This window comes from Halosubterraneus shenae (assembly GCF_050510935.1).
Lineage (GTDB): Archaea > Halobacteriota > Halobacteria > Halobacteriales > Haloferacaceae > JBDGPU01.
In genome coordinates this window covers 304,382-317,611 of record NZ_JBNLVO010000002.1, presented here as the reverse complement: position 1 = coordinate 317,611, position 13,230 = coordinate 304,382, and the positions used below count along the sequence as shown (strand labels likewise).

Genomic DNA, 13,230 nt, shown 5'->3' with positions numbered 1-13,230 from the left:
CGGAGTTAAATATTGGACCGTCAAAATTTGCGATATGCAGACGTTACTTCTCAACAGCGCCGACGTCAGCGAGAACGCGCAGATGCCGGACGTCATCGACGCCATCGAGGACGCCTTCCGCGCGTACGAGCGCGGCGACGCCCAGATGCCCGCGAAGTCGTACATCGACCTGCCGGAGTACGCGGGCGACTTCCGCTCGATGCCCGCCTACCTCGACGCCGGCGACTGGGACGCCGCCGGGATCAAGTGGGTCAACGTCCACACCGAGAACCCCGAGAAGCACGACCTGCCGACCGTGATGGGGACGATGATCTACTCCGACCCCAAGAACGCGTTCCCGCTGGCGATCATGGACGGCACGGAGCTGACGATGAAGCGCACGGGCGCGGCCGCCGCCGTCGCCACCGACCACCTCGCCGTCGCGGACGCAACCTCGCTCGGGATCGTCGGCGCCGGCGTCCAGGCGTACACCCAGCTCGAGGCCATCGCGAAGGTGCGGGACATCCAGGAGGTCGTCATCTCCGACCTCGACGAGGAGCGCGTCGCCCGCTTCATCGAGGCCTTCGAGGACCAGTTCGACGTCCGCGCCGGCACGCCCGGCGAGGCCGCCGCCTGTGACGTCCTCTCGACCGTGACGCCGGTCGAGGACCCGATCATCAACCGCGAGGACGTCGGCGAGCACACCCACATCAACGCGATGGGCGCCGACGCCGAGGGCAAACACGAGATCGCCGACGAGGTCCTGCTCGACGCGACGCTGGTCATCGACGACCACGAGCAGTGTACCCACTCCGGCGAGATCAACGTCCCGTACCACGCCGGCACGCTCACCGACGAGGACATCTACGGCGAAATCGGCCAGATCGTGACGGGCAAGAAGGCGGGCCGCACCGAGGAAACCGGCTTCTCCGTCTTCGACTCGACTGGGCTCGCGATCCAGGACGTCGCCGCCGCGCGCGTCGTCTACGAGCACGCTGACGAGAACGACAACGGCTACCCCTTCGACCTGCTCGGCCTCTCCGAAGAGTAAGTTCGTCGAGGCGGTTTCGCTGTAAGAGAGGACTTTTTGGCTGGTGTTCGGATATCCGGGAGTCTGGTCGGTCGTTCTTTATAAGTCGACGTGAGCAGGTGATACGGTCTTACTCCCGACAGCACCGCGAACGTCCAGAAATCCCTCGGCCGCTCTTTATAAGCGGGTTTAAACAGGTGATACGGTCTTACTCTCGCCAGCACCGCAAACACCCAGAAAGCCCTCGGCCGCTCGCGGTCGCTGCACGACATATCCCCGCTCTCCGCACAACCCGCGCGGATAGGGGTCGTCGCAGCGACTCCCCTCCGGCGCGACCGGCCATCGCCCTTTCAGTCCGCCAGGACAGCCCGGTACAGCAACGGCACCGCGACAGCACCGCACAGCTGCCGCATGCCTCAGCCCTCCCCAGCCTCGGCCGGGCCGCGCCGGCACAGCACCGCATCGGCGCGCCACCGCCCTCCCTCGCACGCGTTGCTCGCGCGCGCCGACCGCCCAGCACCGCACGCCGGACAGCCGGCGCAAGTCGTCGGCCAGAAAACCGCCGCTCGCGACGCCCCGGCCACCACTCCCGGGTGGGACTGAAAGGGGCAGCCGCTGAGCGGGACGCTCTGCGACGTAAGCACCGCAATCCTGGCGAATGAGCGACCGGAGGGAGCGAGTGAGCCGGGTGAGGAGCGCAGCGAGCAGCGCGACCGCTCAGCGGCTGGGGCTTTCTGGGTGTGCCGAGTGGTATCGCTACCGGCGTTAGCCGAACTTGTTTATAAGCGCGAGCGGTCAGGAACTCGCGTTTACCGGGCCGGCCGTGAAGCCGCCAGCGACGATAACCGTTCGACGAACCAGGACCTCGAAGATCCGCCTCAGACGGCTTACCAATGGATGGAAAGGTATAGGACGCGCACCCGTTGAACCATATATAAGCAGATGAGCGAAGAGGGATACGACCACGCAGCGGTCGAACGACGCTGGCAGGAGGCGTGGGACGACGCCGACGCGTACCGGACATCCGACGACGTCGAGGACCCGACGTACGTCCTCGGGATGTACCCGTACCCGTCCGGCAAGCTCCACATGGGACACGTCCGGAACTACACGATCACGGACGCGTACGCGCGCTTCCGCCGGATGCAGGGCGACGACGTCCTCCACCCGATGGGATGGGACGCCTTCGGCCTCCCGGCGGAGAACGCCGCCAAGGAGCGGGACACGAACCCCCGCGACTGGACCCTCGACTGCATCGACACGATGAAAGGCCAGATGGAGTCGATGGGCTTCGGCTACGACTGGGACCGCGAGGTCACCACCTGCGAGCCGGAGTACTATCAGTGGAACCAGTGGCTCTTCCGCCGCTTCCACGAGGAGGGCCTCGCGGAGCGCCGCGACGCCGACGTCAACTGGTGCCCGTCCTGCGAGACGGTCCTCGCCGACGAGCAGGTCGAGGGCGACGCCGAGCTCTGCTGGCGGTGTGACACCCCCGTCGAGCAGCGCGAGCTCGACCAGTGGTTCCTCTCCATCACCGACTACGCCGACGAGCTCGTCGACTACATCGACGAGCTGGAGGGCTGGCCGGACTCGGTCCGCCAGATGCAGCGGAACTGGATCGGTCGCCAGCACGGCACCCGGCTCACCTTCGCGGTCGACGGCCACGGCGACGTCGAGGCGTTCACCACGCGCGCGGATACCGTCTACGGCGCGACGTTCTTCGCGCTGGCCCCGGACCACCCCATCTCCGAGGAGCTGATCCAGAGCGACGAGGCCGTCCACGAGTTCGTCCACGAGGAGGCCGACCCCGAGGGCGACGAGCCGAACGGCGTCCGCACGGACCTCACCGCCACCAACCCCGTCACAGGCGAGGAGCTTCCCGTCTTCGTCGCCGACTTCGTCCTCTCGGACGTCGGCACGGGCGCCCTGATGGGCGTCCCGGCCCACGACCAGCGCGACCACGACTTCGCCAGCAAGATGGGCCTGCCCATCGAGCCGGTCGTCGCCCCCGAACCCGAGGCGGACGACGCGGACGCCTCCGATGCCGAGCCCGAACCGCCGGACGTCTCGGACGCGGCCTGGCCCGAGGACGGCGTGCTCGTCAACTCCGGCGAGTACTCCGGTCTCGACAGCGAGACGGCTCGCGAGCGGATCACGGCCGACGTCGACGGCGCCGAGGAGGCGACCCAGTACCGCCTGCGCGACTGGGGCATCTCCCGCCAGCGCTACTGGGGCACGCCGATCCCGATCATCCACTGCGACGACTGCGGCCCCGTCCTCGTCCCCGAGGAGGACCTGCCCGTCGAGCTGCCGGAGTTCATCAACACCACCGGCAATCCGCTGGACGCCGCCGAGGAGTGGAAGCAGACGACCTGTCCGGAGTGCGGCGCCGACGCGACCCGGGAGACGGACACGATGGACACGTTCGTCGACTCCTCGTGGTACTTCCTGCGCTACGTCTCGCCCGGCCGCGACGACGTGCCGTTCGACCTCGACCGTGCGAACGACTGGATGCCGGTCGACCAGTACGTCGGCGGCATCGAGCACGCCGTGATGCACCTGCTGTACAGCCGGTTCGTCACGAAGACGCTCGCGGACTTCGAGGGGCTCGCGGAGCGCGAGCCGTTCACGAACCTGCTGGCCCAGGGAATGGTCCAGCTGGAAGGTCAGAAGATGTCGAAGTCGAAGGGGAACGTCGTCTCCCCGCAGCGCATCGTCGAGGAGTACGGCGCCGACACGGCGCGGCTGTTCATGATGCAGGCCGCCCAGCCCGAGCGCGACTTCGACTGGAGCGAGGAGGGCGTCCGCTCGACGTACCACTTCCTGACGCGACTGAAGAACCTGGTCGAGGAGTTCGACGCCGACGCCGACACCGATGCTTCGTCGGGCGCCTCGGGTGACGACGCCGTCGCCGGCTACGTCGCCGACGAGATCGACGCCACCGTCGCCATCGCCCGCGAGGAGTACGACGACCTGACGTTCAACGTCGCCCTCCGCGAGGCGCAGGACCTGGTCGGTACGCTGCGGCAGTACCGCGAGTTCACCGACGGCGAACCGGATCCCGACACCTTCCAGCGCGGGCTCGAGGCCGCCGTGCGCCTGTTGGCGCCGGTGACGCCGCACCTGGCCGAGGAGCTCCACGGTGAGCTGGGTAACGAGGGTCTCGTCGTCGACGCCGACTGGCCGTCCGTCGACGTCGACCGCGAAACCGCCGAGAAGCGCCGTCAGCTCGTCGAGAACACCCGCGAGGACGTCCGGCAGATCATCGACGTCGCCGGCATCGAGGAGCCCGAGCGGATCGACGTCGTCGTCACGCCCGAGTGGAAGTACGACGCCCTGGAGCTCGCCATCGAGAGCGAGGCCGACAACCTGATCTCGGAGCTGATGCAGGAGTCGCACATCCGCGAGCAGGGCGACGCCGCCGCCGCGTACGGCCAGGACCTGCAGGCCGAACGCGAGGCGCTCTCGCACACGCTCGAGCCGGACGCCGAGTACGACGCGCTACAGTCGGCCGCGTGGCTGATCGAGCGCGAGTTCGACGCGCCGGTGCGAGTCGTCCGTGCCGACGAGGTCGAGGAGTCGGTCGCCAACAAGGCCGAACCCGGTCGCCCCGCGATCGAGATCGAGGAGTAGGCCGCGCCAGCATCCGATTTTGCGCTGGTCACTCGGCGCAGTTACTGACGAAGTTACCGGCAAAGACGTTTTTAAATAGAACGGCGGGAGTGGTGCCTGTGATCCGCACCGCAATCCTGCGCCGACGCGTGGGCTGGTGTCGCGACCGGCCGGGACCGCGGTCGCCGCTGGTCGTCGAGTCAACGGAGCGCCGCGCTCACTCGACGTCGATGCTGTGGCCCTCAGCGTCCTCGGGCCCGACTTTCGGGAGGGTGATCGTGAGGACGCCGTTCGCGTACTCCGCGGTCGCGTCCGCCTCCTCGACGGCCGCCGGGAGCCGGATCCGACGCGAGGCGGAGCGGCGGCGACGCTCGCGGCGGTGGTACGTCTCCTCCTCACCTTCCTCGCCTTCTTCCTCCGTCTCCTCCTCGTGTTCGGCGGCGATGGTGAGGACGTCGTCCTCGACGGTCACGTCGATGTCCTCGCGGTCGAAGCCGGGGAGGTCGGCGGTGACGGTGACCGCCTCGTCGTCCTCGGCGACGTCGACCTTGATCCCGCCGCCGACGCCGGTCTCGACGCCCAACCCGTCGCCGAGACCGCCGCTCAGGTCCTCGAACTCGCGGCTCATTCGGTCGAACAACTCCTCGATCTCGCGGAACGGATCTCGTCGAGGCATGCACCAACGACTGCAGCCGTCTGGCGCTTGAAAATTGCGGCCAGCCTGCCTCAGCGGCGCCTCGCTACAGTGCATCCACGCTACAGTGCGTCCCCGCTACAGTGCGTGTTCCGTGTCGTACGAGCCGAGCACGCGAACCCAGCCTTCCTCGGAGACGATCCCCTCGATCTCCTCGACGGCGCGTTTGGTCCGTTCCTCGTAGAGGCTGGCGTCGACGTCGAGGTGGAAGAGGTAGTCGCCCAGCCGCTCGCCGCTCGGGCGGGACTCGATGCGCGAGAGGTTGATGTCGCGCTCGGCGAACGCCTCCAGCAGCTCGAGAAGCAGGCCGGGGTAGTTCGCGTTCGGGTAGACGATGAGCGTCGACTTGCCGCCGGCCTCGCTCCGCTCGCTCTCGGGGGCGACGACGAGGAACCGCGTCGCGTTCGACGTGCGATCCTGCACGTCCTCGGCAATGATCTCGAGGTCCGTCCCGTCGGGGTCGGGCGACTCGGCGTTGTCGGGATGGCCGATGCCGGCGACGCGGGGGTCCTCGCGGGCGCGCTCGACGCCGCGGGCCGTGGAGGCGACGGCCTCCTGCTCGACGTCGGGGTACTCGCGCTCGAGGTAGTCGCGGCACTGCGCGAGCGCCTGCGAGTGGCTGGCGACGACCTCGAAGTTGCCGGACTGGGCCATCAGCGCGTGGCGGATCGGCGTGACGACCTCGCGGACGACCGAAACGTCCCGCTCCGCGAGCGCGTCGAGGCTCTCCGTGACGGATCCCTCGATGCTGTTCTCGATCGGGACGACGCCCCGCTCGAACTCGTCGCCGACGGCGGCCACGATCGCCGTGACGGATTCGCGGAATTCCACCTCGTCGGCGACGGTCTTCGCGGCCCGGTGCGAGTACGTCCCCGTGGGACCCAGGGTAACGGCCTTCATCACCGGTTCTTTCCGATCGGCGGGCAAAAGGATGCCGGGTCCGACAGAACTGGCGCCGATTAGCAGGGAGTGGTGGTTTTGGCCAATCTCTGGAAGCCGGCGAGCCGTCGTGCTTATAAATACGACCGGCTCTCGTCACCGACGAGACCGATCGGGATACCCGGAGAACCCGGTTTCTGACCGGTCGCATTTATAAACAAGATCGGATATTGTCGCCGGCGACACCACTCAGCACACCCAGAAAGCCCCAGCCGCTGACCGGTCGCGCTGCTCGCTGCGCTCCTCGCCCGCCTCGTTCACTACGTTCACTCGACGGGACTGCGGTGCTTGCTTCGCAGAGCGTCCCGCTCAGCGGCTGCCCCTTTCAGTCCCACCCGGGAGTGGTGGCCGGGCGTCGCAAGCGGCGGTTCTTCGGCGGTCGTCGCTCGCGGCGGTTGTCGGGTGGTCGTCGTTCGCGGCGGCTGGCGCGCGCGAGCAACGCGTGCGAGGGAGGCCGGTGGCGCGCCGCGGCGTTGCGGTGCCGGCGCGCCCCGGCCGAGGCTGGGGAGGGCTGAGGAATCGCGGTTGCGGTGCTGTGCGGTTGCGGGGCGGTGCTGTCCTGGCGGACTGAAAGGGCGATGGCCGCTCTCGTGAGCGCAGCGAACGAGACCATGGAAGTCGCAGCCCGGACCCGTCCGTCGGGCGGTGCAGAGAGACGCAACGGAAGCCCGGACCGTCTTCCAGTGGTCGCGCCGAAGGGGAGTCGCTGAGCAGGCCCTATCTGCGCGGGCGGTGCGGAGAGCGCAGATATCCTGCTCAGCGACCGCGAGCGGCCGAGGGCTTTCTGGGTGTTTGCGGTGCTGAAAAGAGCAAGACCGTGTCATTCGTCCTATCCGACTTATAAATGCAGTCGAAGGATTTCTGGCGTTTGCGGTGCCGTAATGAGTAGAAGCGTCTGCATCTGAGCTTCCGGTTTATGAGTGAGATTGGCCGAGACCTCCGGAAAGTTTGCACCGTTGACCAGCCCAGCAGCATCCGCTTCCACACATACAGTTTATAAACAAGAGTGACCACGGACACGCAGAATATTCACAAAATCAACAGAACGGAATCCACGACACGAACCCGCTCCAGCACCTATCACCCCATCGAAATGCGACATATTCGACCCGCAGGACAACCCTTAGGTGCGCCGCGAGCGCGACAGTAGGTATGCACGTAGTCGTTATCGGGGCCTACGGGAGCGCGGGTGCTGCGACCGCGCAGGAACTGGCGCCCCACGTTGGCAAGCGGATCTCCAAGCTGACACTCGTCGACGACGGCGACCCGGGCGGCGGCCTCTGTATCCTCGAGGGCTGCATGCCCTCGAAGGAGGTCCTCTCGGCGGCGGCCCACCGACACCACGGCCGCGCCGACGACCGACTCACGGGTGAGCCGCACGAGATCGACCTCGCGGAGACCGTCGAGCAGAAGAACGACCGCACGCGCGGCTGGGCCGGGCATCGCCGCGACAGCATCCACGAGCTGGCCGAGCAGGACGACGTCGAGTTCATCCACGAACCGGCGACGTTCGTCGGCGACCGCGTCGTCGAGGTCGACGACCGGACCATCGAGGCCGACTACGTCGTCGTCGCCACTGGCTCGAACCCGAACATCCCGGACCTCCCGGGGATGGACGAGGTCGACTTCTACACGAGCAAGGACACGCTTCACGCGACCGACTTCCCGGACTCCGCGGTCGTGATGGGCTTCGGCTACGTCGGCACGGAGATGGTCCCGTACCTCGCGGAGGCCGGCGTCGACGTGACCGTCATCGAGCACGACGAGCGCCCGCTCGACGAGGCCGACCCCGAGTTCGGCGACGAGCTGATGACGATCTACGAGGAGGAGTTCGGCGTCGACTTCGTCACGGAGGCCTACGAGGAGGGCGTCGAGCAAACGCGGAACGGCGGCGTGCGCGTCCACCTCACCGGGGGCGCGAACGTCGAGGACCCCGACCCGATCGAGGCCGACGAGCTGTTCTGCTTCACGGGCCGCACGCCGAACCTCGACCGCCTCGGGCTGGAGAACACCTCCCTGGAGCCCGAGGAGGGCTGGATCGACGCGACGATGCGCCCGCCGAACGCCGAGCGCACCTTCGTCGTGGGTGACGCCAACGGCCGCGAGCCGATCCTCCACGTCGCGAAGGAGCAGGGGTTCCGGACGGCGGAGAACATCCTCGCGCACGACCGCGGCGAGCCCGTCGAGCCGTACACGAACGTCCACCACCACGTCATCTTCACCGGCGCAGGCGTCTACCCGTTCGCCCGCCTCGGCCACACGCCGCGGTCCGCCATCGAGACGGGCCACTCGATCGTGACGGCGACCCGGAACGCCGACGACGACGGCGTCTTCAAGTCGAAGCAGGTCCCGCACGGCCTCGCGCGCCTCGTCGTCGACGCCGACGACGGCACCGTCCTCGGCTGGCAGGGCCTCCACTACCACGCCGACGTGATGGCGAAGACGCTCCAGCTCGCCGTCGAGATGGAGCTCGACGTGCGCGAGATCCCCGACCGCGCGTACCACCCGACGACGCCGGAGATCCTCGACGGCCTGATCCGGGAGTGTGCGGCCGACGTCGAGCGCGAGGAGTAGGGCGGCTTTCACCCAGTAGAGAACCGTTGCTGCCGCCGTCGGTTGCGCGAAAGCGCTCGATTGGGGTCGGTTGCGCTCGGACAGTTCCGAAGTGCCGACGCTTTCCGGCGAGGCTGGACGGACCTGAATCGGCGTTTCACACCGACAGTAGCAGAATACAGCAACAGCGTCCGCCAAGCGGCTCCCCTCTTCGAGCTATCGTGATGACGCTTGTACGAGTCCGAGTAGCAGAACCGGAAGCCCGGCGATAGCGTACACCAGCATGTAGACGAGAACCAGCCAGACGTCGAACGACCCTTCGAATGCAATACTGATTCCGGCCACTGCCAACGGAATACCGAGAAGCGTTGTTCCCCGTCGTAGGTCGTCGCCAGCGAGTGCCTCTCCTGCGGGGAACCAGAGCAAAAGCGCCAGTGGCGGAAGGAGCAATGCCCATGCGTCGACGTAGAACTCGCCGGTGGCTACTGTTGGTTCCCCAGCCCAACCGACTGCGACTATTGCGCCGAGAACTGCGACCGCGGAGACCACGAATACAACAGCCTGTGGACCTGTAGGTGGTTGCTCCGAATGATGCCGAAAATACTGCCACGAAGCTGCCGTGATGTAGACGATACCCGTCACGCCGACAAATGGGATCAGGAAGAGCAGGTAGGGTCCACGAGGAAGGACCTGCCCAGCGAGGGCCGGGAGACTCCAGGGGGCCGTCAGTAGAAGGAGCCCCAGGGCCGCGAGAACGATTTGGAGTCTGATAGGTCGATGATTCATTTATAAAGCGTATCGGCTTCGTGTGTGTTTCGACACATTCGGCGTTGAAATAATTTCCCCTGTCAAAACAGCTCAACCATGCCCTCGACTAACAGACCGATTGAATACGTTTCTCGACGTATTGGAGCGTCGTGTTCGCTTCGGTAACCTCGTACACGGTCTCGGTCTGGAGCCCGTCGATGGCACCTGACTGGCCATCGCAATTGTATTCGTAGGAATACGACATCGTCACGCTCACGACGTAGGCCGTTTCGGTAGTACCGATGATCTCAGCGGTGGTTTCCCCATATACACCGGTACTCACTCTCGGTACTCCGGAGACGTTAGCGAAGTACGCCTCAATCCGCTTCTTTTCGCTATCCTTCGCCAACTCCCGTGCTTCACTGCGGGAGACATTCGGCGATGGTGTCGAACTCTCCGAGATCGTCGTCGCTGCGGAGGTAGGAGAGGGCGACTCCACAGCGGTCGTGGTCTGTGTTCCATCGGCCGGATCCATCGACGCACCGTTGCTGCCGGCACAGCCTGCGAGCAGGACGAGACACACGAGCAGTGCGATGCTCAGATACTGCTGCTTCGTCATAGCGTATCGAGACGATGGTGGCAGAGGATGTTTTGTGGGTTCTCGGAGACGGCTCGTGAATATCCTGCGTTCAATCGGTGCTGGACGTCTCGAAGACGAGGTCCCGGAACCCGAATCGCGTCGCGCTATCGGGTGTCACGACGGACAGGTATGTCGCTGCCAGGTCCACGTCGGCGGCGTTGCCGACGTACCGGACCCGTTCGATACCTTCCGTCGCCGCGTACGGAAGCGTGTTCGAAAGCGCCGCGAGCTGGTGGGCGTGCTCTGAGAGCAGCCGGGCGTCGGGCTTGGCGTCCGTGAACGAGACCGCGAACTCGGCGCGGTCGTCCGCGGGCGGCTCCTCGCTGACGACCAGTTCTGCCCCCTCGCGCTCGACGCGGGAGACATTGTCGGTCGGCCGGACCGGCGATGCCTTCCCCGCGAACCCGAACACGGCTGCGACCGCGCGCTCGTCGTCTGGGGTGGACTCGAAGTAGCCGTCGTAGGAGAAGCCGTAGACGCCGGGACCGAGCCCACCGATGGTAACATCCGCCGTCGCCCAATACGCGTCCGGGTCCCGAGCGACGCGATCCGCAACCGTGCTGATTCGATGAGTATGCGAGTCGCCGGCTGCCAGTCTGTCCTGTCCCCCCGGAATTGCGAGTGGGGCGAGACGCCGCCACTTGGTTCCATCCCATTTCCGGAGTTTCCAGTTCCTGTAGTTCGTTGTGAAGTGTTCGTCCGTCGGGTTCTCGACGATGAATTCGATAGCATCGTCTCGCAACGAGCCAACCGTGGGCGAGACGGACACGCGGAGCCGGGCATCGTCGCCGGGGCAGGTCGTCGGCAGGTCGGTGAGTGTCGAGCAGTCCCGGGCAGCGAGTTGTTCCCGGACCTCCGCTGTCGTCACCGACGCTGGCTCTTCCGGGATGAGGTCGTACGGCTGTTCCGTTTCTGTTGACGTCGCGGATGGCGTTGGCGTCCGGCTTGACGTCGTAGCGGATGGCGTGCTGTCTCCCCCTCCGAGACAGCCGGCGAGGAGGGCGGGGACGGTTGTGAGGATCTGTCGGCGGCGCATTATTCGGAACTGACCGCCAGCGAACAAAATACTTGGTGTGGTCCCCGATGGGAGTGACGCCTCCCTGATCCAGTCGTTGGCCAGTGTCTCCCGACTCAATGGGAAACTCTACGGAGTTAAAGGTCCAAATTCGGCGAGATAAGGGGGCCATTTCTTCGAAACAAGCGCCCGATCAAACGTCTCTGGCTCCATGCGAGTCCACGGGTATGCAGGTCAAAGCATACTTACACGCAGCGGGGCGAATATAATACAATGAGTAGCGAAGTCGAAGAGGAGGCGAGCGAGGACCGGCGGAAGTACGAGTTCCGCAAGGTCATCGAGGAGCTCCAGGAGTACGAGGGCTCAGGAACGCAGCTCGTCACCATCTACATCCCCGAGGACAAGAAGATCTCCGACGTCGTCGCGCACGTCACGCAGGAACACAGCGAGGCGTCCAACATCAAGTCCAAGCAGACCCGGACGAACGTGCAGGACGCGCTGAAGTCGATCAAGGACCGTCTCCGGTACTACGACACGTTCCCGCCGGAGAACGGTCTCGTCATCTTCTCCGGTGCCGTCGACAGCGGCGGCGGCCGCACGGAGATGGTCACGCGGACGCTCGAGTCCCCGCCGGACCCGGTCACCTCCTTCCGGTACCACTGTGACGCCGCCTTCCTCACGGAGCCGCTCGAGCACATGCTCGAGGACAAGGGCCTGTTCGGCCTCATCGTCCTCGACCGCCGCGAGGCCAACGTCGGCTGGCTGAAGGGCAAGCGCGTCGAGCCCGTCAAGTCCGCCGAGTCGCTCGTCCCGGGCAAGCAGCGGAAAGGTGGCCAGTCAGCCCAGCGATTCGCCCGCCTGCGGCTCGAGGCCATCGACAACTTCTACCAGGAGATCGCGGAGATGGCGGACGACCTGTTCGTCCCCCGCCGCCACGAGCTCGACGGCATCCTCGTCGGCGGCCCGTCGCCGACGAAAGACGAGTTCCTCGACGGCGACTACCTCCACCACGAGCTCCAGGACAAGGTCATCTCGAAGGCCGACGTCTCCTACACCGACGAGTCCGGCCTCTACGACCTCGTCGACGCCTCACAGGAGGCCCTCTCCGACCAGGCCATCGTCGAGGACAAAAACCAGATGGAGGAGTTCTTCGAGAAGCTCAACACGGGCGAGGAAGCCACCTACGGCTTCGAACAGACGCGCCGGAACCTCATCATGGGCTCCGTCGACCGCCTGCTCATCTCGGAGGACCTCCGCTCGGACGTCGTCGTCTACGAGTGCGAGAACGGCCACGAGGAATACGAGCTCATCGACTCCCGCCACGACACGCCCGAGCACGAGTGCTCGGAGTGCCGCGAGCAGTCCGAGGTGCAGGAGCGCGAGGACGCCATCGAGCACCTGATGTCCATCGCGGAGCAGCGCGGCACGGAGACGAAGTTCATCTCCACGGACTTCGAGAAGGGCGAACAGCTCATGGACGCGTTCGGCGGCATCGCCGGCATCCTGCGCTACTCGACCGGCGTCTAGGCGGACGCCCCGACGCGGGGAACCCCCTCTTCGATCCTTCCTTCATCCTCCCGCCTCCCGATTTATAAGAGCTCCCGCAGCTGTGCCGCTCGGCGGTCGAGGTCGACGTCGGCGGCCGGGGCCTCCAGCCGATCGAGCGCGAGGAACACGTCGGCGCCGGCCGTCTCCGCGTACTCGAGCAGCTCCGTGATCGCCTCGCGATTGAGCGCTAGCGAGTCGAGCTTGCCGAGCGCGAGCGCGAACGCGACGCCGGCACGGCCGCCCGGACAGGCCGGATCCAGCGCCGAGAAGTCGGCGTCGGCCGGGATCGTCGCGTCCGCGGTCTCCTCGGTCGACACGTCGAGGTCGGTTACCGGATGCACGGCGAGGCAGTCGACGCAGATCGCCGCCTCGTCGGCGGGCGCGTGCTCGCGGATCGCAGGCGGGACGGCGAAGGCGACCACGTCGCCGCCGCAGTCGGGACAGTGCATACCGGGACGTCGTCGCGGAGGCTT

At 66.3% G+C, this 13,230-nt stretch carries 10 protein-coding genes; 4 read left to right on the top strand and 6 right to left on the bottom strand.

The window, feature by feature from the left end:
- Nucleotides 1-34 precede the first annotated feature (34 nt).
- Nucleotides 35-1,030 (top strand): ornithine cyclodeaminase family protein, encoded by a 996-nt coding sequence (locus ACQE3M_RS04765; RefSeq protein WP_430504324.1) that lies wholly within the window; start codon nucleotides 35-37, stop codon nucleotides 1,028-1,030.
- Between the two features lie 921 nt (nucleotides 1,031-1,951).
- Nucleotides 1,952-4,642 (top strand): leucine--tRNA ligase, encoded by a 2,691-nt coding sequence (gene leuS, locus ACQE3M_RS04760; RefSeq protein WP_430504323.1) that lies wholly within the window; start codon nucleotides 1,952-1,954, stop codon nucleotides 4,640-4,642.
- A 196-nt stretch (nucleotides 4,643-4,838) separates the two neighbouring features.
- On the opposite strand, the gene ACQE3M_RS04755 is transcribed toward leuS, so the two are convergent.
- Nucleotides 4,839-5,297, bottom strand: coding sequence for an Hsp20/alpha crystallin family protein (locus ACQE3M_RS04755; protein ID WP_430504322.1), 459 nt, complete (start codon nucleotides 5,295-5,297; stop codon nucleotides 4,839-4,841).
- 96 nt (nucleotides 5,298-5,393) lie between these two features.
- Complete coding sequence (gene pheA / locus ACQE3M_RS04750; protein WP_430504321.1) at nucleotides 5,394-6,215, bottom strand: prephenate dehydratase; 822 nt, start codon at nucleotides 6,213-6,215, stop codon at nucleotides 5,394-5,396.
- A 1,191-nt stretch (nucleotides 6,216-7,406) separates the two neighbouring features.
- Here pheA and ACQE3M_RS04745 point away from each other — a divergent pair.
- Nucleotides 7,407-8,828, top strand: a complete 1,422-nt coding sequence (locus ACQE3M_RS04745; protein WP_430504320.1) for a dihydrolipoyl dehydrogenase family protein — start codon at nucleotides 7,407-7,409, stop codon at nucleotides 8,826-8,828.
- 195 nt (nucleotides 8,829-9,023) lie between these two features.
- Here the strand turns inward: ACQE3M_RS04745 and ACQE3M_RS04740 are convergent, their stop codons facing one another.
- The 3 genes from ACQE3M_RS04740 to ACQE3M_RS04730 all read right to left on the bottom strand — a co-directional run bounded on the left by ACQE3M_RS04740 (nucleotide 9,024) and on the right by ACQE3M_RS04730 (nucleotide 11,329).
- The gene (locus ACQE3M_RS04740; protein ID WP_430504319.1) at nucleotides 9,024-9,593 is read right to left on the bottom strand and encodes a hypothetical protein; all 570 of its coding nucleotides are present in this window, start codon (nucleotides 9,591-9,593) and stop codon (nucleotides 9,024-9,026) included.
- A gap of 88 nt (nucleotides 9,594-9,681) precedes the next feature.
- Nucleotides 9,682-10,173: a hypothetical protein gene (locus ACQE3M_RS04735; protein ID WP_430504318.1), complete on the bottom strand. Its 492-nt coding sequence runs from the start codon at nucleotides 10,171-10,173 to the stop codon at nucleotides 9,682-9,684.
- 70 nt (nucleotides 10,174-10,243) lie between these two features.
- Entirely contained in the window at nucleotides 10,244-11,329 is a 1,086-nt protein-coding gene (locus ACQE3M_RS04730) for a hypothetical protein (RefSeq protein WP_430504317.1), read from the bottom strand.
- 153 nt (nucleotides 11,330-11,482) lie between these two features.
- Here ACQE3M_RS04730 and prf1 point away from each other — a divergent pair, with 153 nt between their 5' ends.
- A complete protein-coding gene (gene prf1, locus ACQE3M_RS04725) occupies nucleotides 11,483-12,736 on the top strand; it encodes a peptide chain release factor aRF-1 (protein ID WP_430504316.1) in 1,254 nt (417 codons plus the stop codon).
- Between the two features lie 62 nt (nucleotides 12,737-12,798).
- Here prf1 and ACQE3M_RS04720 read toward each other — a convergent pair whose 3' ends face one another.
- Nucleotides 12,799-13,206 (bottom strand): DUF6276 family protein, encoded by a 408-nt coding sequence (locus tag ACQE3M_RS04720; RefSeq protein ID WP_430504315.1) that lies wholly within the window; start codon nucleotides 13,204-13,206, stop codon nucleotides 12,799-12,801.
- Nucleotides 13,207-13,230: the final 24 nt, after the last annotated feature.

Coding starts and splice junctions, on each gene's coding strand:
- ACQE3M_RS04765 (WP_430504324.1), top strand. CDS start 35: ATGCAGACGTTACTTCTCAACAGCGCCGACGTCAGCGAGAACGCGCAG.
- leuS (WP_430504323.1), top strand. CDS start 1,952: ATGAGCGAAGAGGGATACGACCACGCAGCGGTCGAACGACGCTGGCAG.
- ACQE3M_RS04755 (WP_430504322.1), bottom strand. CDS start 5,297: ATGCCTCGACGAGATCCGTTCCGCGAGATCGAGGAGTTGTTCGACCGA.
- pheA (WP_430504321.1), bottom strand. CDS start 6,215: ATGAAGGCCGTTACCCTGGGTCCCACGGGGACGTACTCGCACCGGGCC.
- ACQE3M_RS04745 (WP_430504320.1), top strand. CDS start 7,407: ATGCACGTAGTCGTTATCGGGGCCTACGGGAGCGCGGGTGCTGCGACC.
- ACQE3M_RS04740 (WP_430504319.1), bottom strand. CDS start 9,593: ATGAATCATCGACCTATCAGACTCCAAATCGTTCTCGCGGCCCTGGGG.
- ACQE3M_RS04735 (WP_430504318.1), bottom strand. CDS start 10,173: ATGACGAAGCAGCAGTATCTGAGCATCGCACTGCTCGTGTGTCTCGTC.
- prf1 (WP_430504316.1), top strand. CDS start 11,483: ATGAGTAGCGAAGTCGAAGAGGAGGCGAGCGAGGACCGGCGGAAGTAC.
- ACQE3M_RS04720 (WP_430504315.1), bottom strand. CDS start 13,206: ATGCACTGTCCCGACTGCGGCGGCGACGTGGTCGCCTTCGCCGTCCCG.